23 protein-coding genes are annotated in these 25,414 nt (G+C 67.1%); 10 read left to right on the forward strand and 13 right to left on the reverse strand.

Translation table 11 applies throughout. From position 1 onward, the window contains the following. Window positions 1-51: 51 nt before the first annotated feature. Window positions 52-1,002, reverse strand: coding sequence for a helix-turn-helix domain-containing protein (locus LMA02_RS30375; protein WP_228908723.1), 951 nt, complete (start codon window positions 1,000-1,002; stop codon window positions 52-54). Window positions 1,003-1,427: 425 nt separating this feature from the next. Here LMA02_RS30375 and LMA02_RS30380 point away from each other — a divergent pair, with 425 nt between their 5' ends. Then, complete coding sequence (locus tag LMA02_RS30380) at window positions 1,428-3,026, forward strand: GMC family oxidoreductase (protein WP_228908724.1); 1,599 nt, start codon at window positions 1,428-1,430, stop codon at window positions 3,024-3,026. 41 nt (window positions 3,027-3,067) lie between these two features. Next, window positions 3,068-4,555, forward strand: a complete 1,488-nt coding sequence (locus tag LMA02_RS30385) for an NAD-dependent phenylacetaldehyde dehydrogenase (RefSeq protein ID WP_228908725.1) — start codon at window positions 3,068-3,070, stop codon at window positions 4,553-4,555. Between the two features lie 69 nt (window positions 4,556-4,624). Here the strand turns inward: LMA02_RS30385 and LMA02_RS30390 are convergent, their stop codons facing one another. The 5 genes from LMA02_RS30390 to LMA02_RS30410 form a co-directional block, all read right to left on the reverse strand. Then, a complete protein-coding gene (locus LMA02_RS30390) occupies window positions 4,625-5,716 on the reverse strand; it encodes a porin (RefSeq protein WP_228908726.1) in 1,092 nt (363 codons plus the stop codon). A gap of 194 nt (window positions 5,717-5,910) precedes the next feature. Then, entirely contained in the window at window positions 5,911-6,633 is a 723-nt protein-coding gene (locus LMA02_RS30395; protein ID WP_228908727.1) for an SDR family NAD(P)-dependent oxidoreductase, read from the reverse strand. Continuing rightward, a complete protein-coding gene (locus tag LMA02_RS30400; protein WP_228908728.1) occupies window positions 6,611-7,732 on the reverse strand; it encodes a 2,3-butanediol dehydrogenase in 1,122 nt (373 codons plus the stop codon). The genes LMA02_RS30395 and LMA02_RS30400 overlap by 23 nt, the downstream gene beginning before the upstream one ends. 1 nt (window position 7,733) lies before the next feature. Further along, window positions 7,734-9,035 carry an MFS transporter gene (locus tag LMA02_RS30405; protein WP_228908729.1) on the reverse strand — a complete coding sequence of 434 codons (1,302 nt, stop codon included), beginning with the start codon at window positions 9,033-9,035 and terminating at the stop codon, window positions 7,734-7,736. 18 nt (window positions 9,036-9,053) lie between these two features. Continuing rightward, window positions 9,054-9,587, reverse strand: coding sequence for a 2,4'-dihydroxyacetophenone dioxygenase family protein (locus LMA02_RS30410; protein WP_228908730.1), 534 nt, complete (start codon window positions 9,585-9,587; stop codon window positions 9,054-9,056). Between the two features lie 186 nt (window positions 9,588-9,773). Between LMA02_RS30410 and LMA02_RS30415 the strand changes: the two genes are divergently transcribed. Continuing rightward, window positions 9,774-10,739 carry a helix-turn-helix domain-containing protein gene (locus LMA02_RS30415; protein WP_228908731.1) on the forward strand — a complete coding sequence of 322 codons (966 nt, stop codon included), beginning with the start codon at window positions 9,774-9,776 and terminating at the stop codon, window positions 10,737-10,739. Window positions 10,740-10,943: 204 nt separating this feature from the next. On the opposite strand, the gene LMA02_RS30420 is transcribed toward LMA02_RS30415, so the two are convergent. Next, entirely contained in the window at window positions 10,944-11,891 is a 948-nt protein-coding gene (locus tag LMA02_RS30420) for an aldo/keto reductase (protein WP_228908732.1), read from the reverse strand. Between the two features lie 356 nt (window positions 11,892-12,247). Here LMA02_RS30420 and LMA02_RS30425 point away from each other — a divergent pair, with 356 nt between their 5' ends. The 4 genes from LMA02_RS30425 (at window position 12,248) to LMA02_RS30440 (ending at window position 18,199) form a co-directional block, all read left to right on the forward strand. After that, the gene (locus LMA02_RS30425) at window positions 12,248-14,752 is read left to right on the forward strand and encodes a type VI secretion system Vgr family protein (protein ID WP_228908733.1); all 2,505 of its coding nucleotides are present in this window, start codon (window positions 12,248-12,250) and stop codon (window positions 14,750-14,752) included. 13 nt (window positions 14,753-14,765) lie between these two features. Next, window positions 14,766-15,668 carry a DUF4123 domain-containing protein gene (locus LMA02_RS30430; RefSeq protein WP_228908734.1) on the forward strand — a complete coding sequence of 301 codons (903 nt, stop codon included), beginning with the start codon at window positions 14,766-14,768 and terminating at the stop codon, window positions 15,666-15,668. A gap of 83 nt (window positions 15,669-15,751) precedes the next feature. Further along, complete coding sequence (locus tag LMA02_RS30435) at window positions 15,752-16,438, forward strand: DUF3304 domain-containing protein (protein WP_228908735.1); 687 nt, start codon at window positions 15,752-15,754, stop codon at window positions 16,436-16,438. A 36-nt stretch (window positions 16,439-16,474) separates the two neighbouring features. Continuing rightward, window positions 16,475-18,199 carry a T6SS phospholipase effector Tle1-like catalytic domain-containing protein gene (locus LMA02_RS30440; protein ID WP_228908736.1) on the forward strand — a complete coding sequence of 575 codons (1,725 nt, stop codon included), beginning with the start codon at window positions 16,475-16,477 and terminating at the stop codon, window positions 18,197-18,199. 88 nt (window positions 18,200-18,287) lie between these two features. Here LMA02_RS30440 and LMA02_RS30445 read toward each other — a convergent pair whose 3' ends face one another. Further along, window positions 18,288-18,908 (reverse strand): LysE/ArgO family amino acid transporter, encoded by a 621-nt coding sequence (locus LMA02_RS30445; protein WP_011659942.1) that lies wholly within the window; start codon window positions 18,906-18,908, stop codon window positions 18,288-18,290. Window positions 18,909-19,014: 106 nt separating this feature from the next. Here LMA02_RS30445 and LMA02_RS30450 point away from each other — a divergent pair, with 106 nt between their 5' ends. Continuing rightward, window positions 19,015-19,908 carry a LysR family transcriptional regulator ArgP gene (locus tag LMA02_RS30450; protein WP_228908737.1) on the forward strand — a complete coding sequence of 298 codons (894 nt, stop codon included), beginning with the start codon at window positions 19,015-19,017 and terminating at the stop codon, window positions 19,906-19,908. A gap of 50 nt (window positions 19,909-19,958) precedes the next feature. Here the strand turns inward: LMA02_RS30450 and fnr are convergent, their stop codons facing one another. From fnr to LMA02_RS30465, 3 genes are all read right to left on the reverse strand, one after another. Then, entirely contained in the window at window positions 19,959-20,708 is a 750-nt protein-coding gene (gene fnr / locus LMA02_RS30455) for a fumarate/nitrate reduction transcriptional regulator Fnr (RefSeq protein ID WP_228908738.1), read from the reverse strand. Window positions 20,709-20,865: 157 nt separating this feature from the next. Beyond that, window positions 20,866-21,333 carry a universal stress protein gene (locus LMA02_RS30460; RefSeq protein ID WP_228908739.1) on the reverse strand — a complete coding sequence of 156 codons (468 nt, stop codon included), beginning with the start codon at window positions 21,331-21,333 and terminating at the stop codon, window positions 20,866-20,868. 623 nt (window positions 21,334-21,956) lie between these two features. Then, complete coding sequence (locus LMA02_RS30465; protein WP_228908740.1) at window positions 21,957-22,367, reverse strand: DUF3005 domain-containing protein; 411 nt, start codon at window positions 22,365-22,367, stop codon at window positions 21,957-21,959. A gap of 278 nt (window positions 22,368-22,645) precedes the next feature. Here LMA02_RS30465 and LMA02_RS30470 point away from each other — a divergent pair, with 278 nt between their 5' ends. Together LMA02_RS30470 and epsC are read left to right on the forward strand one after the other, a co-directional pair. Further along, window positions 22,646-22,879, forward strand: a complete 234-nt coding sequence (locus LMA02_RS30470) for a hypothetical protein (RefSeq protein WP_011659947.1) — start codon at window positions 22,646-22,648, stop codon at window positions 22,877-22,879. A 138-nt stretch (window positions 22,880-23,017) separates the two neighbouring features. Next, window positions 23,018-23,938, forward strand: a complete 921-nt coding sequence (epsC, locus tag LMA02_RS30475) for a serine O-acetyltransferase EpsC (protein ID WP_228908741.1) — start codon at window positions 23,018-23,020, stop codon at window positions 23,936-23,938. Between the two features lie 32 nt (window positions 23,939-23,970). On the opposite strand, the gene LMA02_RS30480 is transcribed toward epsC, so the two are convergent. Then, window positions 23,971-24,774, reverse strand: coding sequence for an SDR family oxidoreductase (locus LMA02_RS30480; RefSeq protein WP_166722100.1), 804 nt, complete (start codon window positions 24,772-24,774; stop codon window positions 23,971-23,973). Next, on the reverse strand, window positions 24,774-25,403 hold the full coding sequence (gene folE, locus LMA02_RS30485; protein ID WP_006749275.1) for a GTP cyclohydrolase I FolE: 630 nt from the start codon (window positions 25,401-25,403) through the stop codon (window positions 24,774-24,776). Before folE ends, LMA02_RS30480 begins: the two co-directional genes overlap by 1 nt. Window positions 25,404-25,414: the final 11 nt, after the last annotated feature.

Genomic DNA, 25,414 nt, shown 5'->3' on the forward strand with positions numbered 1-25,414 from the left:
GACGCTGCGATCCATCCGACCGATCAGCGGATTCGCACCATGCGGATTACATCACTCGCTCGGAGCACTCCGATACGCATCCCGATACACCCCCGGGCTACACCCGAACCTCGCCTTGAACGCCCGCCCGAAATGCGTGATGTCCGAAAACCCGCACGCGATCGCGAGTTCCAGCAGCGTGCGGTTGGTATCGGCCGGATCTTCCAGCGCGCGCCGACTCGCCTGCAGCCGATACTCCTGAATCAGGCTCTGCGGTGTCCGCTCGGTCGCGGCCAGCGCGCTATATAACGTGCGCCGCGACACGTTCAGCGCGCTCGCCAGCTTGTCCGGCGACAAGTCGGGATCGCTGTAGTGATGCGACAGGTAGATTTCCGCGTTCATGCGCAGGGCAGCGCTGCGCGCATCCGCGCCGGTCAGCGAATCGCTCGCCTCGCGTCGAATCACCGAATCGAGCAGCATCAGCGTCGATTGCTCGAAGCCGAACAGGCTCTCCGGATCGTTCGGCACCTGCCCGTCCATCAGGTAATGGATCGATTGAAGGGCCAGTTGTGCATTGCCGACGGTTCGGCGCACCTGCACGCCCGCGCGCTCGACGAACCAGCGCCACATCGTGCCGCTTCTCGGCGGCGTCAGCGCGGCGACGAAGCGTGACGCGTTCGTCGATTCGATCATGTACGGCTGCGTCGCATCGTAGATCACCCACTCGCCGGGATTGACGGTCGACGTCGCGTTGCGCTGCGTGACGCGGCTTTGCCCGGCGATCTGGAACAGGATCTTGTAGCAATCGCTGTCCGCGCGCGACGCGAGCGAGCGGTCGCGATCGACGCGGATCGCGGTGGTGTCGACCTCCGCCATCCGCAGGCCGCCCACCGTCGCCACCCGCACCGACATCCGGAACTGCGAGCCGGTGTCGTGAAAGACCAGTGGCAGGAAGCTGTCCGCGATCAGGTCGCGCAGATTCGCGCTGCTGTTGCTGGCGTCGACGACGAGTTCGTGTGCCATTGCCGGAAGAGGAAGTGGGCCGGGGAACGCGTCAAGGTTAATGCAAACGGCCGGGACGCGCGTTCAAACGCCGCCATTGTCGGCAGCGCTGCCCCGCGGCGTCAATCGTGGTTTCTCCACGTTCTCCAGGGCCGCCGTCGCGCGACGGCATCGATCTGCACGCTGAAGCCAAAAGTGTGCACGCATCGCCGAACGGCGCCCGCGGCGCATCCCTAGAATCGGAAAGCGGTCGGCAAGCTGTCCTGTCGAATCGGGCGCGTGCTCGCACGCAGCCGGTCGGCGCGTCGAATCGCACGGGCTGGCTCGCGCCATGAGAAACAACCACCGATTTTCAAGGAGACGCCGCCGCAGGCCGGGCGACGGACGCATGCGGCGGCAGCGCGCGCCGGTGAACGTCGCGCGCACGACAGCGGGCGCATACCAGGATGTCCGATAGAACTTTCGATTACATCGTCATTGGCGCCGGCTCGGCGGGGTGCACGATCGCGACCCATCTCGTCGAGCGCGGCCTCGGCACCGTGCTGCTGCTGGAAGCGGGCGGCCACGACAAGGATCTGTTCATCCACATGCCGGGCGGGCTGGCGAAGGCGATTCCGCGCTACACGTGGCCGTATGCGGCCGAGCCGTCGGACGACGTGAAGGGCCGCTCGATCGCGGTGCCGCAGGGGCGCGTGCTCGGCGGCTCGAGCTCGGTCAACGGAATGCTGTACGTGCGCGGGCACCGCAACGACTACGACCGCTGGGAGACCGAATACGGCTGCAAGGGCTGGGGCGCGGACGACATGCTGCGCTACTTCGCGAAGGCCGAGAACAACGAATCGCTGACGGCGCCCTATCACGGCAACAAGGGACATCTGCAGGTCACCGAGATCCGCTATCGCCATCCGCTGTCGCAGGCGTTCGTGCGGGCGGGCCAGCAGATGGGGCTCGACTACCTCGTCGACTACAACGGCGAGCGGCAGCAGGGCGTCGGGTTCTATCAGGCGACGATCTTCAACGGCGAGCGCGGCTCCACGGCGGCGACCTACCTGAGCGCGATCCGCAACCGTCCGGAACTCAGCCTCGAAGTCGATGCGCTGGTCGAACGCGTGGAAATCGAAGGCGGCCGCGCGACCGGCGTCACGTATCGGCAGGGCAACCGTCGCGTGACGGCGCGCGCCCGGGCCGAAATCATCGTGTCGGCCGGCGCGATCGGCTCGCCGAAGATCCTGCAGTTGTCCGGCATCGGGCCGCAAAAGGTGCTCGAGGACGCTGGCGTGCAGGTCAGGCACGTGCTGCCGGTGGGCGAGAACTTCCACGATCACATGCACATGTCGGTCAATGCGACGATCCGCACGCCGGTGTCGCTCTACGGCCAGGACAAGGGATGGCGCGCGCTGAAGCACGGCATCCAGTGGAAGTGGTTCCGCTCCGGGATCCTGACGTCGCCGGTGCTCGAAGGGTTCGCGTTCGTCGATACCTGCGGGCAGGGGCAGCCGGACGTCCAGTTCCATTTCCTGCCGACGATCGACTCGTTCGACGATCCGATCGGCGTGACGGCGGGCCGCACGCACGGCATCACGATCAAGACCGGCCATCTGCAACCGTATTCGCGCGGCCGCGTGACGATCCGCTCGTCGAACCCGCAGGAACTGCCACGCATCGACGGCCGCTATCTGGCCGACCGCCGCGACGTCGACGGCCAGATCCGGGCGGCGAAGCTCGCGCTGAAGATCCTGCGCCAGCCGGCGCTCGCGGAGCACGTCGACGAGATCTTCTCGCCGGACTGTCCGCCCGACGACGACGCGGGGATCGAGGACTGGGTGCGCGGCGCGGCGAAGACGGTCTATCACCCGGTCGGCACCTGTCGGATGGGCACGGATGCGGCGTCGTCCGTCGTCGATCCGCAACTGCGCGTGCACGGTATCGCGGGGCTGCGCGTGGCCGACAGCTCGACGATGCCGAGCATCCCGAGCGGCAACACGAACGCGCCGACCATCGCACTCGCCGAAAAGGCGTCGGACCTGATCGCCCACGCGGCTTGATCGGGCCTTTCACACTCAATTGGATTTCCGGAGGAATACAGATGGCACTGGTTCGGATGCTGGACGAAGTCAGGGCGTTTCTCGCGCGCGAACACGGTCATTACATCGACGGCCGCGCGGTGGCCGGCCGCGGCGAACGGATCGACGTGCGCGATCCGGCGACGCGCGCGGTGATCGGCTCGGTCGCGCAGGCGACCGACGACGACGTCGAAGCCGCGCTCGCGTCGTCGCATCGCGCGTTTCGCGGCGAGTGGGCAAACCTGACGCCGGCCGACCGCGAGCGCATCCTGCTGCGCTTCGCGGACCTGATCGAAGCACATGGCGAAGAGATCGCGCAGATCGAGACCGCGCAGTCGGGCAAGCTGATCGGGCTGTCGCGCGTGATCGAGGTCGGCTGGTCTGCCCGCTGGCTGCGCTATTACGCGGGCTGGGCCACGAAGATCGCGGGCGAAACGCTCGCCCCGTCGTTTCCCAGCATGAACGGCGAGCGCTACACGTCGTTCACGCTGCGCGAACCGCTGGGCGTCGTGTTCGGGATCATTCCGTGGAACTTCCCGGTGATGATCCCGGTGTGGAAATTCGGCGCGGCGCTCGCGACCGGCAACACGGTGCTCATCAAGTCGTCGGAGTTCACGCCGCTCACGATGCTGCGCATCGCCGAGCTGGCGACCGAAGCCGGCTTGCCCCCGGGCACGCTCAACGTGATCAACGGCACCGGCCAGGTCGGCGCGAAGGTGATCCGCGATCCGCGCGTGGCGAAGGTGTCGTTCACGGGTTCGGTGCCGACCGGTCGCATCATCGGCGAGCAAGCCGTCAACGCGAACTTCACACGCTTCACGCTCGAGCTGGGCGGCAAGAACGCGGCGGCGTTCCTGGCCGATACGCCGGTCGACAAGATTCTCGACGGCATCGTCGAGGCCGGGTTCCTGCATAGCGGGCAGGTGTGCGCGTCGGCCGAACGCTTCTTCGTGCATCGTTCGAAGTTCGACGAGGTGGTCGAGAAGATGAAGGCGCGCCTGGACGGCTTCCAGCCGGCCGATCCGATGGACGACGCCGGGATGATCGGCCCCGTCTGCAACGAACCGCAGTTCCGCAAGTGTCTCGACGCGTTCGACCTTGCGCGCTCGGAAGGCGACACGGTAGTGACCGGCGGCGGCGCGTACGCGCGCGACGGCTTCTACGTGAAGCCGACGATCGTGCTGCCGCGTTCGCTGGAATCGGCTTCGTACCGCAAGGAGATCTTCGGGCCGGTCGGCGCGTTCGTGCCGTTCGACGACGAGGAAGAGCTGATCGCGATGATGAACGACACGCCGTTCGGGCTGACCGCGAGCCTGTGGACGAACGATCTGTCGAAGGCGCTGCGCTACGTGCCGCGCATCGAAGCCGGCACCGTGTGGGTGAACATGCATACGCTGGTCGACCCGGCCGTTCCGTTCGGCGGCGCGAAGGGGTCCGGCATCGGCCGCGAATATGGTTCGTCGTTCATCGACGCTTATACCGAGCCGAAAGCGGTGACCATTCGCTTCTGACGAAGCCGCCTCCCGCGCAACCCGCCCGGGCAGAACCGGGCGGGCGTTTCCGTCACAAGCGGCTGCCGCTCAGAACCGCGTACTGAACCCGATCCGCGCGACCGACTGCAGCGCGCCGCTCGACGCGCCGTTCGCGTCCATCACGCCGTTGATCTGCGCGTGGCTGCCGTGGCTCGCGCGCTGATGCACGCCCGCGACGTACACCATCGTGCGTTTCGACAGCCAGTACTGGACGGCGGCCAGGAACTGGTGTGCATGCGCGTTCTCGAGCGTGTCATTGCCCTTCATGTACGTGTAGCTCGCCCCGATCACCCAGACCGGCGACGGATGCCAAGCGGCGCCGGCCTCCGCCGACCACACGCCCGCACCATTCCACGCGTTGTGCACGGTCGTGAAAAGCGCCTTCGCCGTCACCGTGCCGAGCGTGTAGTGAGCGCCGGCGCCCCAGTTGCGCACGGTGGTGGCCGGCAGCCCGTCCGCCGCGCCGTACTTCTGGTTCGTATAGGCCGCGCCCGCGCCGAACGGGCCGTTGTCGTAGCTCGCACCGACGCTGACCGTGTTGTTCGCGCCGACCGACCCCGCGACGTTCCCGAAGCCGTACAGCGCGCCGAAGGTCAGGCCCGAGATCGACGCGCTCGTGTACTTGACTGAATTCGCGACGCGATTGCTGCCCGCGACGCGGTCCCAGTCGAATGCGCCGGTCGGGTTGTTCGGCAGCGCGAGCGTGTCGAACGGCCCGTTGCGAAAGCCGTACAGCCCGACGAGGTCCCGCGCGATCTCGTTGCCGCTCGCGGCCAGCGAATCGACCATGAACTCGTACTGGTTGCCGAGCGTCAGTGTGCCGTATCGGTCGTTCTGCAGCCCGACATAGGCCGTGCGCGCGAACAACCCGCCGCCGATCATCGAGCCGTTCGCGAGCGAGAATTGATTGACGAGCCGGAAGATCGCGCGCGTGCCGGTGCCGAGATCTTCCTTGCCTTCGAAGCCGAGCAGGTTCGGGAAGAATATGTTGTCGTCGAATTTCGCGTTGCCGTGGCCGCCTTCGTTGCTGACATAGCTGATGCCGGCATCCAGCAGCCCGAACATCGTCACGCTGCTCTGCGCGCATGCCGCGGCCGGGATCGTGCAGGCCGCGAGGGCCAGCAGGGTCTTTTTCGTCATCTCCAAATGCTCCTCACATGTTTCCGGTCTTGCCGGAATATTTTTGATGGGACTACTGATTGATATGAAGGTAGTGAATCGTTCAGCCGCCGATTCGGTCGTGCCGGGAACGGGATCGGAACCGGATCGGAGCTGGATCGCGCACGCGGGCACCGGCGCGCGGCGCCTGCGCCAATGCCTGCGTGCGCCGGCCGCTATACCGTCGAATACCCGCCGTCCACCGGCACGATCGCGCCGGTGACGAACGACGCGCCGGGCGAGCACAGGAACAGGATCACTTCCGCGACCTCGTCGGCCGTGCCCCAGCGCGCGAGCGGCGTGCGCTCGAGAATTCGCCGCGACGCGTGCGTGTCGGCCATCAGCCCGCTGCTGAGCGGCGTGTCGATCCAGCCGGGCGCCACTGCATTCACGCGGATGCCGCGCTCGGCCCACGCCTGCGCGAGCGAGCGCGTGAGCTGCGCGATGCCGCCCTTGCTCGCGCTGTAGGCCGGGCGGTCCTTGCTGCCGAAGTACGTGTACATCGACGCGACATTGACGATGCTGCCGCCGCTCGCCGACAGCGCCGGCAGCGCGGCGTCGGATGCCCGCATCACCGACGTCAGGTTCACGTTCAGCACGAGCTCGAACTGGTCCAGCCTGTACTCGTCGGCGTGCCGGCTGATGCCCACGCCGTTGATGAGTGCGTCGACGCGCGGCAGCGCGCGGATCCCGCGCGTCAAGGCTTCGCTGTCGGTCACGTCGAGCTCCACGCAGCGGATCCCGGGATGCACCGGCGCATGCGGGCCGGCGGCCTCGAGCCCGAGCGCGACGACCGACGCGCCCGCTTCCGCGAAACGCCACGCGGTGCGCGCGCCGATGCCCGACGTGCCACCCGTCACGACGACGGCCTTGCCGTCAAACGACCAGGGGCGGCTCATGCTCGATGCTCCCGACGGTGTGAAGACGGCGTGCATGCCGGCGCGGCGGCGCAACCAGGATCTTGATCTGCGCGCGATCGGCGAGCAGCGCGTCGAAGCCGTCGGCGACGGCATCTTCGAGCGCGACCGTGCGCGTGACGATCGACGTGAGATCGAGCGCGCCCGACCCGATCAGCCGCAGCAGGTCTTCGTACACGTGCCGGTAGCCGACGCTCGCCGTGAAGGTCAGCTCGTCGTTGACCGCGCGGAACGCATCGAAACCTGCATGCGGCATCAGGCCGACCATCACGAGGCGGCCGCCCTTGCGTAGCCCCTGCATCGCGGCCTCGAACGTGGCCGGCAGGCCGGCCGCCTCGAAGCTCACGTCGACGCCGAGCCCGCCCGCCGCTTCGCGGATCGCATCGCGCAGCACCGGCGCGTCGAGCGAGCGCGCGTCGAACGCGTGCGTCGCGCCGAAGCGCGCGGCCGCGGCGAGCCGCTCGGGCGACACGTCGACCGCGACGATGGTCGTCGCGCCCTGCAGCTTCGCGAGCATGATCAGCAGCAGGCCGATCGGCCCGAGCCCGAACACCGCGCAGGTGTCGCCGAGCCGCAACTCGCCGCGCCGCAGCGCATGCAACGCGACGGCCGCCGGTTCCATCACCGCGGCCTGTTCGAGACTGACGTCGTCGGGGAGTCGATGCAGCATGTAGGCCGGCACGACCGCGAAGTCGGCCATCCCGCCATCGCCCATCAGGCCGGCGAAGCCCATCGATACGCACAGGTTGTACGAGCCCGAGCGGCAGTACGCGCACTGGTGGCAGTGATACTCGGGCTCGACCGCGACGCGGTCGCCCGGGGTCAGCGTCGTCACGCCCGCGCCGACTTCGACGACGGTGCCGCAGAACTCGTGACCGAGTGTGAGCGGTGCGGTGCGGCCGGACAGCGGATGCGGCGTGTCGACGGGAATCGCGTGCGGGCCGTCTGCATATTCGTGCAGGTCGCTGCCGCAGATGCCGCAATACGCGACCGCGATGCGGACCTGGCCGGGCCCGGCGCGCGGCGTGTCGAGATCGACCACGCGGAGGTCGCGCGGGCCGTGCCATTGAAGTGCACGCATGTCAGCGTCCTCCGAGGTTCTGGGTATCGAGACGGGGGGTAGCGTCGGCGAGCGCGCGCTTGCGCAGCACGGCGGGCGCGGTTTCGACGAGGCCGAACGACAGCACGCACGCGAGAATCGCGCCGGCGGCCGACGTCCACATCGCGAACTGCAGGCCGTACTTGTCGGCCGCGAAGCCCGCGACGGTCGGCGCGACGAAGCCGCCGATCAGCTCGCCCGCGCCCATGATCAAGCCGAGCGCGCTGGCGATCGCGCGGGGCGGCACGGTTTCGGCGGGGATCGTCGCCATGAACAGCGTGAAGCAGCCGAGGCCCGTGTACGTGACGAACACGAGTGCGCCGAGCGCCCAGACCGAGCCGACATGGATCATCACGACCGGGCACGCGGCCGCGACCAGCGCGAACGCGATCATCGTCGGCTTGCGGCCGATGCGGTCGGAGATCGCCGGCACCGCGAAGCCCCAGAACACCCACGCGGCGCCGAGGCAGGTCATCACGACGCCCATGTCGGCCGGCGACAGATGGCGGCTTTCCACGAGGAAGACCGGCGCGAACGAGATGATCACGACGAACCACGTGAGGAAGAAGCAGCTGATCAGCACGCAGAGCAGGATGTTGCGTTCCTTCAGCAGCGCCCAGCGGTTGATCGCCGCGCCGCTCGCGGCCGGCGCGCCGGCGCCGACGGCCTGTGCATGCCGTACGCCGCCGGGCGGCACTTCACGCACCCAGCGCCAGATGCAGAACGCGATCAGGAAGCCCGGAATGCACGATACGTAGAACGCCTCGCGCCAGCCGTAGGCGGTCGCGATCCCGATCACGACCGGCGGGCCGATCATCGCGCCGAGCAGGCCGGCGGCCGAGCCCTGCAGCAGACCCATGTTCAGTCCGCGGCGGCTCGGCGTCGAGCTCTCGACCATCAGCGATTGCGACAGCGGCAGCACGGGCCCTTCGGCGATGCCCATCAGCGCACGGAACGCGATCAGGCTCGCGAAGCCGCCGACGAGCCCCGACAGCGCCGAGCACACGGAGAAGCCGAGCACTGCGGCGATCAGCAGCGGCTTGCGCGTGCCGCGCGCATCGGACCAGGCGCCGGTCGCGGCACCCGACAGCGCCCACGTGAGCGCGAGCGCGGACGACACCATGCCGAGCTGCGTATTCGACAGATGCAGCTCGGCCGACATGAACGGGAACAGGAACGACAGCGCGAGGCGGTCGAAGAACACGAAGCCGAACGTCATGAACAGGATCAGCAGCAGCCTGTTCTCATACGTCCATGCCGATTTGGAGGAGGGATGGGATGTCATGAGCGGCCTCGTCGCGCGTCAGCGGAACAGCTTCTCGATCGCTTGTGCGCCGAGGCCGACCTTCTCGTAATGGGCCTTGCACATCGCGATGTACGAATGCACGTCGAAGTAGCCGTCGGGGTTGCCTTCGTCGTCGAGCCAGATCAGCGGGCCCTTGACGATGAAGAACGCGCGCATCGGTTCCGGATGGTCGAACGCGACGAGCGTATGGCCTTCGCCGGGCGTTTCATACACGAAATCGCCGCGCGTCGCGGTCCATTCGTGCTCCAGGTAGCCCCACTTGCCCGACAGCGTGTAAGCGAACACCTCGTGCGGGTGATAGTGGCGGTTCACGAGCCCCGCTTCCTTCGCCATCAGGATGTCACACCATTTGTTCTGCGACGGCGAGATCCACAACGGCCGCGATGAAACCGTTTCGGTGAACGGAACGTAAAGGCGCTCGTCGTCGGTGGCCGCATTCGGAATGTAAGCTTCCGGCAGCGCATCGGGCTTGAACGGATTGGCAATCGGCGCGATGTTTTGCCAGAATTCGGATACGGCTTTGTCGACCACGGTGTGTCTCCTTGTCGTTGGGTGTCGTGGGGTCGACTGTAGCCAGCCGGTGTGCGGCGCTCTTGACTGGGCTGGACGAATTGCTTGATCGGGCCGGACATCGCACCGCACCGCACTGCACCAATAACCTACGCACCATCCCCCAATCCGTGCCGCTCCGCACGACAGGCGACTCCAGGAGGCGACGTGACGAATTCGACCGTTCTTTCATGCACGCGAGGCTCGACGGCCGACGTGCCGGCGCGCGACCGGATGGCGTACTGGGATGCGTTCAACGCCGCGACGCTGGTCGGCCTGCGCTGCTCGTCGCTGTCGCTGGCGGGGCTCGAGGTCGAGAAAACCGATCTCGCGCTGCCGGGGCTCGGCGTCGCCGACATCAGCGGCCGCGATCACGTGATCGAGCGCAGCCCCGCGCTGGTGCGTCAACTGCCGAAGGAGTCGCTGTTCGCGTGCCAGATCCTGAGCGGTCGTGCGTATTTCATCCAGCGCGACCGGTGCCTGCTCGCGGAAGCCGGCGATGTCGTCGTGTACGACACGCGCGTGCCCTACCTGTTCGGATTCCTGACGCCGATGCGGCAGCTGCTGGTCGACATTCCGATCACCACGTTCGATGACCGCTTCGACGCGGAGCTGGCGGCGCTGCCGCTGCGGATCGCGCCGAAGCCGGGCGCGGGCGCGATGCTCGGCGCGACGCTGCGCGCGAGCGTCGAGCGGTTCATGAGGGATCCGGTCGAAGAAGACGCCGCGCGCTTCGTCGAACATACGCGCACGCTGGTCGCGGAGCTCATCGGCGCGGAAGTGAACGGCGCGGGCGCATCGCGCGCGTCGCTGTCGTACCTGCTGACCGCGAAGCAATACATCGCGACGCATCTCGGCGACCCGGAGCTCGGGCCGCAGGCGGTCGCCGATGCGGTCGGGCTGTCGTTGCGGCACCTGAGCCGGCTCTTTGCCGCCGAGGGCGACTCGATCACGCAGCACATCTGGTCCGAGCGGCTGTCGCATGCGCATCGCGAACTGGTCGATACGCGCCTGCGCAAGACGAGCATCGGCGAGATCGCGTTTCGCTGGGGGTTCTCGAGCCAGGCGCACTTCAGCCGCGCGATTCGCGAACGCTACGGTGCGTCGCCGATGGCGCTGCGCAGCGCCTGTTGAAACAGCGGAACCGGTGTTGAAGCGGCGCGTGGCTCACGCGCCGTTTTCGTTTTTATTGTGCTTTCGTCGCGGCGGGGGCTCGCTTCCTCAACCCACGATCATGCTCGCCGGCGCGATATCGCCAACGCATCGCAGATCCGCAATCCGTCGATCCGTTGAACCGCGAACCCCTGCGGTCCAAGCAACCGCCCGCCGCGAACGCCCTCAGACCGCGCTGGCTTCGTCGATCTTGCGGATATCTTCGTCATCGAGCTTCACGCGGATCGCTTCGCCGAGCAGCGCGAGCTGCGACAGCGACGTCGCGCTCGCGATCGGCGCGGTGATCGTCGGCCGCGCGATCTGCCACGCGAGCGCGATCGCGGCCGGTTGCGTGCCGTGCTTCGCCGACACGTCGTCGAGCGCCGCGAGAATGCGCAAGCCGCGTGCATCGAGATAGCCGGCGACGCGATCGCCGCGCACGCTCTTCTTCAGGTCGGCCTCGCTGCGGTACTTGCCCGACAGGAAGCCGCTCGCGAGTGCGTAGTAGTTGACGACGCCGAGCTTCAGGTCGCGCACGACCGGTTCGAGATCACGCTCGTATTCGGCGCGGTCGATCAGGTTGTATTCCGGCTGGATCACCTGGTAAGCCGGCAGGCCGGCGCGCTTGCTGATGTCGGCGGCTTCGCGCAGGCGCGCGCCGCTGTAGTTCGACGCGCCGATGATGCGCACCTTGCCCGCGTCGATCAGCGTCTGGTAGGCGGCGAGCGTTTCCTCGAGCGGTGCCGTGTCGGCGAGATCGCGGTGCGAGAAATACAGGTCGATGTAGTCGGTCTGCAGGCGGCGCAGCGAATCGTCGGCGGCCTTCAGGATGTTGTCCTTCGTCAGGCCCGCGCGCGCCTCGAGCAGGCCGACCTTGGTCGCGATCACGACCTGGTCGCGCTTGCCGGAACGCTTGAGCCACTTGCCGATGATCGTTTCCGATTCGCCGCCGCTGTTGCCGGGCGCCCACGCCGAATAGACGTCGGCCGTGTCGATGAAGTTGATGCCGGTGTCGGCGAGCGCGTCGAGCAGCGCAAACGATGCGTTTTCGTCGACGGTCCAGCCGAAGACGTTGCCGCCGAAGGCGAGCGGTGAAACCTGGATGTCCGACGTGCCGAGGGTGCGTAGTGCCATGTTGCTCTCCTGATGCTGCGGGGTGACGGGATTGAACGACGGAGATGAAGCAGGTCGCGTTGAGACGGCGAAGCGCATCGCGAGGTTCCGCCGCGCGCGCACAAACCGGTGTGTTTCGCGACGGCATGCCGGGATGCCGGACAGGGCGCCGTCATCGCGGCGATGCTGTCCGTTCGGGCGCCGCCCGGATCGTGCAGGGATGCTGTATTTATTACCGATTTGCCGCGTCGGACTGGGGAATTGCCGGAGTGCGTGAGCGTTGTCGCGGCCCGTTGTCTACGATATCCTTTCATCCCAAAATTAAGGGAGGCAGCGGGCCGCTGCCCATACGAACGAAAAATCATTCTGAGGCGGTCATGGCTGACCTGGCGGCATTCATTCGCACCCCGTTTTTCCTGCAAGACAAGCGCCTGCTCGCGCTGTCTTTTCCTCACGACGACGCACCCTCCGTCACCGATTCGTACGGCCGGCAACGTCCGGCGCGACTGGTCGTCGAGCGGCTCGTCGCGCACGAGGGGCTCGGAATCGATTTCACGTTTGAACTGACGCTGCTGTCCGGCGAGGCGGGCGTCACGCTGGCCGACATGCTGGGCAGGCTGCTCGCGGTGTCGATGGTGCGGCCCGATGGCGGCCTTCGTCATTTCACCGGTTATTGCACGGAGTTCTCGCTCGTCCGCAACGACGATTCGATCGCGGAATATCGCGCGGTGTTGCGCCCGTGGAGCCACTTCCTGCGCACGCGCGTGAATAACCGCCTGTTCCTCGGGCAATCGCTCCAGCAGCAGATCGGCACGCTGCTCGCCGATTACCAGGGGCTCGCGCCGTCCTGGGAGTGGCGCGTGCGCCGCGACGATCCGGCGCGCACCATGAACGTTCAGGGCGCAGGGCTCGGCGAAAGCGACTGGAACTACATCGTCCGCCACCTGGAAGCCGCCGGGTTCCTGTACTGGTGGGAGCACGACGAGAAAGGGCTGAAGCTGGTTATCGGCGACGACAGCACGGTGCAGTGCCCGGCCGTCGACGGCCGCTCGCCGGAGATCCGTTTCCAGACGCACGACGGCCCGATGGCCGCGGACGCCATTTCGCAATGGTCGGCCGTGCGGTCGCTGGCCGCGGGAAGCTACAGCGCGACGGCGTTCGATTTCAAGGCGCCGCATGCCGCCAGTGCGCAGATACCGACGCTTCATCCGCCGGGTGTCGCGCCCCAGGTCGAGCACCATGAATACGTGGGGCACTACGGTTTCGCGAAGGAAACGCGTTCCGGCGATGCGCTGGCGCGCGTGCGGATGGAGGAGATCGAGGCCGCGGCGGCGCGCTTCGACGCGGCCGGCAACCATCACGGCATCGTGCCCGGACGCTGGTTCCAGCTGTCCGATCACTTCAGCACGGCGTCGGGCAGCCCGGAGGACCATCGGTACCTGATTCTCGAAGCCCGTCACGAGGCGGCGAACAACTATCTGCAGGCCGACGGCAAGCCCGAGTATCGCAACCGCTTCGTCGCGGGCCACCGGCATGCGCCGTGGCGCCCGGGCCGCGGGTTCAACAGCGAACCCGTGCGGGTGCTTGCGCCGCAGACCGCGACCGTCGTGGGCGCGAAAGGCGCCGGCAGCGTCGACGTCGACGAGTACGGCCGCGTCTGCATCGTGTACCACTGGGATCGTGCGGCGCAGACCAGCGCGCGGATTCGCGTGGCGGCCGGCTGGGCCGGTGGCGAGAAGGGCATGATCGCGCATCCCCGCGTGGGCAGCGAGGTGCTCGTGATGTGCCTCGACGGCAATCCCGACCGGCCTGTCGTGTCGGGCACCACGTACAACGCGGAACGGATGCCGCCGTGGGCGCTTCCCGACCAGCAGGTGCTGACGGGGCTGCGCAGCCGCGAGCTGTCGGGCGACGGCGGCAATGCGGCGGGCGGCCGTTCGAATCACGTGCTGCTCGACGATACGCCGCAGCAGCTCCAGCTGAAGCTGCGCAGCGATACCGACGCCAGCGAACTGACGCTGGGGCACAACGTCCGCATCGACAATACTCAGGGGCGCACCGACCAGCGCGCGCGCGGTTTCGAGTTGCGGACCGACGCGCACGGTGCCGTCCGGGCGGCCAAGGGCCTGCTGGTGACGAGCGAAGCGCGCTACGAAGCACGCGCCCATGCGACGGACGTTGGCGAGACCGTCGCGCGCCTCGAGAAGGCGCACGACCTGCATGAAACGCTGTCGGGCTCCGCGCATGACGTGAAGGCGCAGGAGTCGGGCGACCAGGATGCCGTCCATCAGGCGATCCGGACGCAGAACGACGGCCTCAAGGGCAGCGGCGGCAATCCGCAGCAGGGCGAATTCCCGGAGTTCGCGCAGCCGTTCCTGGCGCTCGCCAGCCCGGCGGGGATCCTGGCCACCACGACGGGATCGACCCATGTTGCGAGCGACCAGCACGTCGCACTGACGAGCGGTGCCCACACGAGCATCGGCGCGGGCAAGAGCATGCTGGTCAGCGCGCAGGAGGCCGTGCGCGTCGCCGCGTTCGAGAAAGGCATCCGGCTTGTCGCGGCCGCCGCCGACATCGACATCCAGGCGCTGAAGGACAGCATCAATGTGCTGGCCAAGCTGGACGTGAAGGTCGATGCGAACCGCATCACGATCACCGCAAAGGAAGAGGTCCTGATCAACGGCGGTACCAGCTACACGCGCTGGAACGGTAGCGGCATCGTCCATGGAACCAAGGGTGAATGGACCGCGCATGCCGCGTCGCATGCGTTCATCGGGCCGGACAGCCTGCCGGTGCCCGCCCGGGCGTTCCCGGGCACGGCCTGCGCGCCGTGCATGGTCAATGCGGCGTCGATGGCGTCGCCGTTCGCGGCCAAGGCGTGAAGCAGGGTACCGAATGACGAATGACCCGATGGCCGCACAGGCGGCCGATGCGCTCCAGGCCGTGCTGTCGTCGCAGGACGGGCTGCGTGCCTACGTACTGGTCGACGGCGCGTTGCTGGATACGTTGCCGGACGACGAAAAGGCGCCGTGGCCGGCGTTTGTCGCGGCGTCGCTGCTCGACAACGCCGATGACGATGCGAGGCGCGTCGGGCCGTTGCTGTTCGAATGGCGGCCTGCCGCCGACAGCGCCGATGCAGCGGACGCGACCGATCCGCGCAGCATTCCGTGGCCGGCGGCAAGCGTGCTCGTGTCGCCGCTGACGCTCGCGCAGTTGGCTGCGCATCTCGCGCCAATGGTGGATGTCCAGCTCGAGCAGATGGAGAGCGCGATGCTGATGCGCTTTTTCGATCCGCGCGTGCTGCCGTTCTGGCTCGACATGCTGCCCCCGGCGCATCGCGCGTACCTGGCGCAGGGCGTGCGGCACTGGATTCATCGGGATACCGAACTGCAGATCCGGATGGCGGACATCGCCGCGCCCGCCCACGTCGCGCGTGCCGCCGAATTTCCGCTGCAGTTGTCTCAGGCGCAGGAAGACGGCCTGCTGGCCGCCTGCTATCCGTACACGATGATCGAGCGGCTGCGGGCCGAGAAGCCGGCGCTGCTGGCCTCGTTGCCGGCCGCGCGGCACTACGGTTTCGTGCGCGAGCAGCTCGAGCGATGCCAGGCGCATGGCGCCGAGAGCGCGGCGTCGCTGCTGATCTATTGCGAACTGGCGCTGCGGTACGGCGGGCGTTTCGACGAGCATCCGGAGATGGCCGCCGTGTTCGACGCGGTCGCGCAAGGGCAGGATTTTCCGCAGGCGCTGGCGCTTGTGCCGGCGGAAGGTTGGCAGCGGATGCAGGAAGCGGCGGAGTGACGGGCGCGCGCGATGAGTCGTCCCGACCGGACAAGCGTTCCGGATGTCACGGACGACCCGAAGAAATCGACTGGAAAAGAAGGATGTTCAATATGAACCGCTGCTGGATGACCTTGCTGTCTGTGATGGTTTTCTCCACGGCTGCATGCAGCAAGACCACGGGTGACGCCGAAAAGAACAGCCTCGCGCCCGGCGAAGTGAACAAATGGGACGACCCGAACTACGACATCATTACCGCCGGGTCCTTCAACTATACGGATTACGACATCTACCGCGTCTATCTCCTGCCGCCCGACGGGAACAGCCTTGACGACGCGGCAAGCGCCGACGGTGCGCGCGCCACGCCGAGGAGTGCGAAGTACTGGTCCGGCGGCGGCGGATCGCGCGCCAGTCTCGCCTGGGATTTCCGCTGGAAGACACCGAAGACGTTCAAGGTGTGGTGGGAGCGTGTGGTCGACAAGCGCGCGATGGAAGCGTCGTCCGCGAATTACGACCTCTACACCCATCGTGAAACCCAGCCTGGGATGGCATGGTGCGAAGGCGAGATCACGGTCACGCGCCCGCCCGTCAAGGACAAGAGCGGCGGCATCGTGCTGCACTTCTTCCCCGACGGCCGAGTGGAAGGCGACATGGATTTCGACGCCGACGGTCCGGACCCGAAGGTGGCGCTTGCCAAGCGCGACGAGCAGCGCAAGCTGACCGGCCGCGCGTGCGTGAAGGAAATTTCCAATCCGTTTTATGGGCGCAAGAAGCCGGCCCAGTGGAATTGACGCTGGACGCATAGCCGGAACAGGAGCGTAACTGCCATGAGCAATCCCCCCCTCATTCGACGCATCACCGATATCACGCCGGTCGAGGACGCCATCCGGAACGGGTATCGCGAGGCGCTCGATCCGCTGCGTGTCGAGCAATGCAAGGAGTGCCCGAAACCCGTGTGGTTCACGGCGTTCTTCGATGGCACGGGCAACAATTTCGGCGTGGACGGCAACGGTTCGACGGACGTCGCGAAGACCAAGTACAGCAATATCGCCAAGCTCGCGATGTTTGCCCACGTCCCGTTCAACAAGGCCAATCCGCGCACGATGGGCCGGTATGTCGAGGGTGTCGGCACGCCGTGCAGCAAGGTCGGCGATTCGGGGGACGGTCTCGACGGCGCGCTGGGCATGGCGTCCGCGAGAAAGGGGGAGGCACGCATTCGCTGGATGCTCGGCGAACTCGACAAGCACGTCGCGAGCCACATGCCGGCCGTGAGCCAGATCAACGTGGCCGCGTTCGGCTTCTCGCGCGGTGCCACGGAGGCGCGGGCGTTCGTTCGCATGCTGACCGAGCGACTGGCCGAGAACATCGGCGGCAGGCTCTGGTGGAACAGGAAGAACATGAAGGGGATGCGTCCCGAAGTGGTCGTCTACTTCCTGGGCATCCTGGACACGGTGGCGTCGACGGGCTTCGGCGGCAGTCGCCTGGAGAAGGCGGCGCCCTATATCGTCGGCGGGGTCCTCGGGCCGGTCGCCGGCGGCCTGCTCAGCAGCATCGACAAGGGCGGCCACGCGGAGTGGGCGAACGACATCCGCATTCCGGACTACGTACGGCAATGCGTTCACTATGTTGCTTCGCATGAAGTCCGCGAGAAATTCCCCAGCGACTCGGTGCGGGAGGACCAGAAGCTTCCGTCGAACTGCCGCGAGGTGTACTACCCGGGCATGCACTCGGACGTGGGCGGCGGGTACGAGCGCAACTACCAGGAAGGGCGAACCAACGAACTGGCCAACATCCCGCTGAACAATCTCTACATCGAGGCCTGGAAGGCCGGTGTGCCGTTGCGCCCGCCGAAGGAGGTGATGGACGATGCCGGCGGGCTGTTCGCGATTTCCAGGGAACTGGAGACGGCCTGGAACGTGTACATGGGCCAGGGCAACGAACGACGCGCGGGCGTGGCGCCGAACAGCGACAGGCTCGAGCCGCAGGTCATCTGGCACATGAACCGCTATTACCATTGGCGTGCCAGCCGCAGCCGGCGCCTGCACGACGGCCGGCTGAAGCCGCCGGGCGGCGTGAATTCCTACATGGCCATTACCGACAGCGAATGGAACGACGATGCCGAAAGCATCCGCGAGGACAGCGGGGGCTACGTGACGAGCTACGTGTCGGAGCAGCACAAGGCTATCGATGCGGCCACGCGGGTCAAGGGCAACTGGCTGGGCGGTATCGACGCGGATGCGCGCGCGACGTTCGATCGTTTCTTCGATCACTACGTGCACGACTCGATTGCCGGTTTCAAGAAGCAGATGGAAGACGGTCACGTCGGCTTTGCCGAATCGAGCCGCTGGTCGGTCAACCGCCAGTACTTCATGGGCAAGCGCGGCAAGAAGTTCCTGTACTGGCGCTATGAAGGCGACAAGGCCGAGCATGCCGCCACGCAACTGGCCAAGGCCGATCCGGCCAAGCAGCGGGACCCGATGGCGGTCAACGAGCCTCAGCTTGCCGACAACCAGCCCGCGACGACCGGCGGCGATGCGACGTCGACCGCCTGACGCCTGACGCCGTACGCGGCACCGCTCGCGACAGCGAGCGGAAAACCTGACGTCGCGGCAGACCGGATCTGCCGCGACGCTCCCTTCCTCACCGCAACTGCACGGCCGCGAGAAACAGCACCATGCTGCCGATCGCGCCGTCCAGCACGCGCCACGCAACGGCCTTGCGAAACCACGGCGCGAGCAGTCGCGCCCCGTATCCGAGCCCGAGGAACCACACGACGCTGACCGCCATCGCGCCGATCGCGAACGCGAGGCGCGCGCCTTCCGGCTCGCGCGCACCGGCCGTGCCGATCAGCAGGAACGTATCGAGATACACGTGCGGGTTGAGCCACGTGAACGCGAGCGTCATCAGCACGATCGCGACCGTGCTCTGCGGCGGCGGCGCGACGGCGTCGCCGCGGACGTCGAGCGTTTCGTGTCCCGGCTTGAATGCCCGGCGCAGCGCGTTGAAGCCGAACCATGCGAGATACGCGAGGCCGACGTACAGCACCACATGGACGAAGGTCGGATAGCGTTCGACCAGCACCGACGCGCCGCCGACGCCCGCGCCGATCAGGATCATGTCGGACAGCGCGCACAGCAGCACGATCTTGCCGACATGCGAGCGCATGATGCCTTGCCGGAGCACGAATGCGTTCTGCGCGCCGATGGTGACGATGAGCGAGCCGCACAGGGCCGCGCCGTGGGAAAAAGCGATCCAGTTCATGATGGGGAAAGGTGAAGCGGTAGACGGGGGAATCGGTTGGCGCTAGTCTGCGGTCAGCCGGAACATAAGAGAAGCTAATTCACCTAATGCTGATTAAGGAAATCTAATGCTCGACTATGCGTTGCTCGACGCCCTTGCGGCGGTGATCCGGCACGGTTCGTTCGAACGGGCGGCCAAGGAGCTGAACGTCACGCCGTCGGCGGTATCGCAGCGCGTGAAGCTGCTGGAGGAGCGCGTCGGCAGCGTGCTCGTCAAGCGCGGGCAGCCGTGCGTCGCGACGACGTCCGGCGCACTGCTGTGCCGGCATACGGAGCGCGTGCAGTTGCTCGAGGCCGAACTGGGCGGCCGGATGCCCGCGTTGCCGGGCCAGATCGCGAGCGCGTGGCCGACGTTGCGCGTGGCCGTCAACGACGACAGCGTGGCGACCTGGTTCATCGACGCGGTCGGGCCGTTCTGTACCGAGCGCGAGACCTTGCTCGACCTCGTGATCGACGACCAGGACTACACGGCTGCCCGCATTCGCGACGGCAGCGTGCAGGGCGCGGTGACCGCGCAGGCCGAGCCGATCCAGGGATGCCGGTCGACGCGGCTCGGGCGTATCCGCTATCGCGCGGTGTGTTCGCCGGCGTTTTACGACCGCTATTTCGGCGCGGGCATCACGCGCGATGCGCTGCGCCGCGCGCCATGCGTGATGTTCAATCCGAAGGATGGCCTGCAGGCACGCTTCATCAGGCGCGTGACGCGTGCGGATCTCGATCCGCCGCAACACTGGATCCCGCACGTCGCGGGCTACCTGCGCGCATGCGAAACGGGGCTGGGATGGGGAATGTGCCCGGACCGGATGGTCGATCGCCAACTGCAGGCGGGCGAACTGGTCGACATGTCGCGCGGGCGGACCGTCGATATCGAGCTGTACTGGCAGAGCTGGCGCCTGTCGATCGGCTGGCTCGACGACTTCAGCGCGGCGCTCAAGACGCGTGCCGCGCTGTTTCTCGACTGACCGAAGCGGGAGAGGCGGGCGGCGGCGCGCAGGTCGCGCGCCGCGCGGGGTCAGACTTGATGGAGGCCGTCGAAATCGACGATCTGCACGAGGCGGCCCTGCATTTCGATCAGGCCGCGCTTCTGGAACTTCGACAGCGTGCGGCTGACCGTTTCGAGAGTCATGCCGAGATAGCTGCCGATGTCTTCGCGCGTCATCCGCAGGTTGAATTCCGACGGCGAATAGCCGCGCTTCAGGTAGCGTGACGACACGTCGAGCAGGAACGCGGCGACGCGCTCTTCTGCGTTCAGCGAACCGAGCAGCATGGTTTGCGACGTTTCGCGCACGATCTGCTCGCTCATCAGCTTGTGCATGCGCAGTTGCATCGTGCCGGCCTCCGAGCAGAGCGACTTGAGCGCGCTGTACGGAATCACGCAGACCGAGCTGTCTTCCAGCGCGACCGCGGTGCGCGGGTGGGTATCGTCGCAGATGCCGTCGAGGCCGAGCGCTTCGCCCGCGAGGTGCAGGCCGGTGACCTGTTCGCGGCCGTCGTGGCGCGTGGCGACGGTTTTCAGCGAACCTGAGCGCACGGCGTACAGGTTGTCGAACGTGTCGCCTTCGCGGAACAGCGCTTCGCCGCGCTTGACCGGCCGCGCCGCGCAGATGACCGACTCGAGGCGGCTGAGCGCTTCGGGTGCGAGGCCCTGCGGCATGCACAGGTGTCGCATGGCGCACGACGAGCAGTGCGGGGCCTGGCGGGGAGCCGCCCGGCTGCCTGCATGGAATGGGACCGCGGGGCGTGTGGCGACGGGCGTCAGCATGATCGTTTACTCCGGCGTTGAATCGACGAAATCATTGTCCCACCGCAACTTGCCGCTGTCGGGTGACAAAACGTCGCGACCGCGCGCGCATGCCGCAGGCATCGCAACGGCATGCAGGCACGCATGCCGTTGCACGTGCGCGCTGCGCCGCCAACGCTCAGCCATCCTGATCGTCGGTATGCGCGGCGGCCGGGATCAGCAGCACGGGCAGCGTCGCATGCCGCACGCACTGTTCGGCGATGCTGCCGAGCACGAGGCGACGGAACCCGCGGCGGCCGTGCGTGCCGAGCACGAGGAGATCGGCGCCGAACGCTTTCGCACCATCGAGGATCAGCGTCGACACGTCGTTGATCGACGACGCTTCGCTCATCACCGTCGCGCCCTTCACGCCTGCCGCCTGCATCAGCTTCGTGAAATCCGCCGCGAGCGTGTTGCCTTGCGCGACGAGCTGGTCGCGCAGCACGGACGGGTCATAGCCTGGCACGTTGTAGTAGATCGCGGCGTTCTCGACGACGTAGAACGGTTGCAGTTCGGCACCGTGCTCCTTCGCGAGCACGAGGGCGGCATCGAACGCGTGGCGGGACGTGTCGCTGCCGTCGATGGCAACCAGAATGCGCTTGTACATAGTGTCTCCGAGTGGCGGGTTGGACGAAAGTCGGCCGGACGGCCGATCGGGTCGTGCGTTGCTGCGAGGCAGAGTAAACCAACCGCAGGGACTCTGCAGTGACGTGCCGGCCGTCGCGATCGCGGCGCTTCGGCCGTCGCCGCGGCGCGCAGCGATCGCGGGCCATGCGCGCGCTGCATGCTGTGTTTCGCGATAGGCGCGACGGTTCGCGACGGTTGGCCGCGCGCAATGACAGCGCGCGAGCGTCGCGTGGATATCGGCTCGTCACCGGTCGCGGTTGCACGGGCAGCGTGCGACGGCGCGGCGTGCGAGCGCGTCCGACCCGCACACCGGCGTCGTCGACGCATGCCGACGATCACCTGACAAACCGCTACCCTCGCCCTCCATTGGACCGCATCCGCGGCTGCGACGGCGTGACTTCGATCAACGCCCGTGCATCGGCGTCGCTCGGGATTCGACGCCCGACGTGCGAAACCGAGAATGCCGAATCCGGCGCTGATATCGATACCAGCGCCGATCCGAAAGATCGCGCCGTCGACATACCGACCGGACAACCGGCGCGCATCGGCCGCCGGCCCCGCTTCGACCCCGCACTCGAACGACCGATTCAAACGCCGCGCGCGCTACTCCGGCACCGTCGTGATTTCGATCACCCGTTCCGGCCGGCGTCCGTGGCCGGGCCAATACGCGCTGCCGTACATCCGATGAATCGGGCCGTACGGCTCGTCGACTGGGTGCGACGGCGCGTCGAACCCCTTCTCGATCACCATGTAGCCGGCACGCAGCGCGAACGCCGGATGATTGCCGCCGGGCCGGCTGTCGAAGCCGGCGAAGCCGTCGGCGCCCTCCGGCATCGCGTTGACGAGCGACGCGTTGCTGCGCGTGATCTGGTCGGGCGAGAACGCGAGGCCGCTTGCGAGACGGGCGGCCTCGCGATTCTTGCCGTCGGTGTCGACGGTGCTGTCGTGCGTGTCATCGTTGTCGAGTTCGATGCTGCGCGGGTGCACGGCGTGCCCTTGAGCTGACGTTTCCATCGCGGCTCTCCTGGCGGCGAAGCGCTCCGGATCGAAGCAAGTCCCGTTCCGGGCAAGACGGGAAAACGGCGCGCGGGCGATCGCCGCGATCGCCCGGCGCGCGCTGATTTGTCATGATTTATTTCAGCTAGAACCGCCGTTTTCTACAGAGTATGATTCTTTTCCTGCGAAGCGGCGACAGGGGATGCGGTCTCGCCGCCTCTGCCCGCACGGGGACGTCGCAGCACCCTAGAGACGGGTAGTGAACAACAAAGCAAGGGACTAGAGGTGGTGGATTCATGCAAGCGACTACTGCTTTCACGCACCGCGGTTATCTGTTGAATTGCGCGCCCGCGCGCGCCAGTGACGGGTCGTTCAAGCCCTACGTCGTGATCTCCCGATCGAGCGACGGGGAGCTCGTCGCCAACCGTTTTTTCCCGACCGAGCTCCAGTTCAACGACGAAGGCGACGCAATCGCGCACGCGCGCGACTGGGCCGTGCGCTGGATCGACGCGAGCAGCATCACGATCTGACGCCGTCGCGCGGCGCCGACGTTGGCCGTCCGGCCGACCCCCCCGGCGTGCCGCTGCCGGACGAAAACGCGGTAATCTTGCGGAACCCGTCACTTTATTAGCGGCCGTGCGATCGAGCGCGGCTGCCTGCATTGGCATATGTCGACATCACCCGTCCGTCAGTGGGGCCTCGAGGAAATCGTCGCCGGCTTGCGCGAGTCGCGCGAGGAACTCCATCGCACACGTCATCCGCGCGGCATCCGCGAGTTGCCGTCGCGCGACGCGATCTGCAAGACTGTCACCGGCCTGCGCGCGTCGATGTTTCCGACGCACTACGGCGCGCCGGATCTGACCGACGAAAGCGTCGACTACTACGTCGGCCACACGCTCGAAAGCACGCTGCGGATTCTGTCCGAGCAGGTTCGCCGCGCGCTGCCGTTCCTGCCCGAGCATGTGGACACGCCGTTCGCCGAGCTCGACGAACGCGCGTTCGAGATCGCGCGCGAGTTCGGCCGGCAGTTGCCGTCGATTCGCGCGCTGCTGGTCAGCGACATCCAGGCCGCGTATGCGGGCGATCCGGCCGCGCAGCACATCACCGAGATCCTGCTGTGCTATCCCGGCGTGCTCGCGATGATGCACCATCGGCTCGCGCATGCCTTGCACCAACTCGGTGTGCCGCTGCTCGCACGATTCATCAATGAAATCGCGCACTCGGCCACCGGCATCGACATTCACCCGGGCGCGCAGATCGGCCCGAGCTTCTTCATCGACCACGGCACCGGTGTCGTGATCGGCGAAACCGCGATCATCGGCGAGCGCGTGCGCGTGTATCAGGCCGTCACGCTCGGCGCGAAGAGCTTCCCGGCCGATGGCGAAGGCACGCTGGTGAAGGGCAATGCGCGCCATCCGATCGTCGAGGACGACGTGGTGATCTACGCGGGCGCGACGATTCTCGGCCGCGTGACGATCGGGCGCGGCTCGGTGATCGGCGGCAATGTGTGGCTCACGCACAGCGTGCCGCCCTGCACGAGCGTCGCACAGGGCAAGGTTCGCGAAGGCGGCAGCGCCGAGAAGCCGTAACGCGGCGCGCGAACGGCGCCGCTCATCCGGGGTCAGTGCTTGCCGGCAGGCGAGCGATGCTTGTACAGCACGTCCTGGTCGACGCGAATCAGGTTCTGCCCCGCGTCGACGACGAAATCCACGCCGTTGTAGGCGCTGCCCGTCAGCAGCAGGATCGCGCTCGCGACGTCGTCGGGGCCGGCGATGCGCGCGAGCGGCGTCGACGCGCGGCTCGCGTGTTCGAAGTCGGCTTGCGTCTGGTCGTCGCTCGGCAGCATCAGCCCGGGGAACACCGCATTCACGCGCAGCACCGGCGACGACGACAGCGCGAGCATCTGCGTGAGGTTGCCGAGCGCGGCCTTCGCGACCGTGTAGCTGAAATGGTCGCGGTGGAAGTTTTCCTTGATCTTCTGGTCGACCACGTTCACGACGACACCCTGCGTGCCGGCCGCACGGGCCCGTTCGTAGAACGCGCGCGTGAGCAGGATCGGTGCGCGGCAGTTGACGGCCCACGCCTGGTCGAACGCTGCGAGGTCGAAGCTCGGAAAATGATCCTGCCAGAACACCGACGCATTGTTGACCAGCACGTCGAGGCGGCCGAAGCGCGCATACACCTGGTCGATCAACGCGGTGATCTGCGCGGCATCCGACAGGTCGGCCTGCAGCGCGACGGAGTCGTGCCCGCGTTCGGCGATCGTGCGGGCCGCCGCATGCGCGGCATCGGCTGAGCGGTCGTAGTGGACCGCGGTGCGATAGCCGTGCGCGGCGAAATACTCGGCGAACGCGCGCCCGGCCCGGCGCGCGGCGCCGGTCACGAGTACGACCGGCGCATTCGCCGCTTGCTTCGTGGACTGCATTACGTATTCGTCAGGTTGACTGAAGAAGGATTCGCGACGATCGACAGGAATTCGCGCCGCGTCGATGGGTCGGTGCGGAACGTGCCGAGCATGCGCGACGTGACCATCTCGACCCCCGGCTTGTGGATGCCGCGCGTCGAGATGCACTGGTGCGCGGCTTCGAGGATCACGCCGACACCTTTCGGCTGCAGCACGTCGAACAGCGTGTCGGCGATCTGCACGGTCATTTTTTCCTGGATCTGCAGGCGCTTCGCGAACGCGTCGACCAGACGCGCGAGCTTCGAGATGCCGACGACGCGATGGTTCGGCAGATACGCGACGTGCGCGCGGCCGATGATCGGCACCATGTGGTGTTCGCAGTAGCTCTCGAAGCGGATGTCCTTCAGCACGATCATCTCGTCGTAGCCGTCGACTTCGCTGAACGTGCGCGCGAGGATCTCGCGCGGCTCCAGCGCATAGCCGGCGAAGAACTCCTCGTACGCGCGCACGACGCGTGCGGGCGTGTCGAGCAGGCCCTCGCGGGCGGGATCGTCACCGGCCCAGCGCAGCAGCACGCGAACGGCTTCCTCGGCTTCTTTCCGGCTCGGGCGGGATGCGGCCGGCTCGGGTCGCACGGTTTTTTTACCCATCTAGTCGCTCC

The sequence above is a fragment of the Burkholderia sp. B21-005 genome (assembly GCF_020843965.1).
GTDB lineage: Bacteria > Pseudomonadota > Gammaproteobacteria > Burkholderiales > Burkholderiaceae > Burkholderia > Burkholderia ambifaria.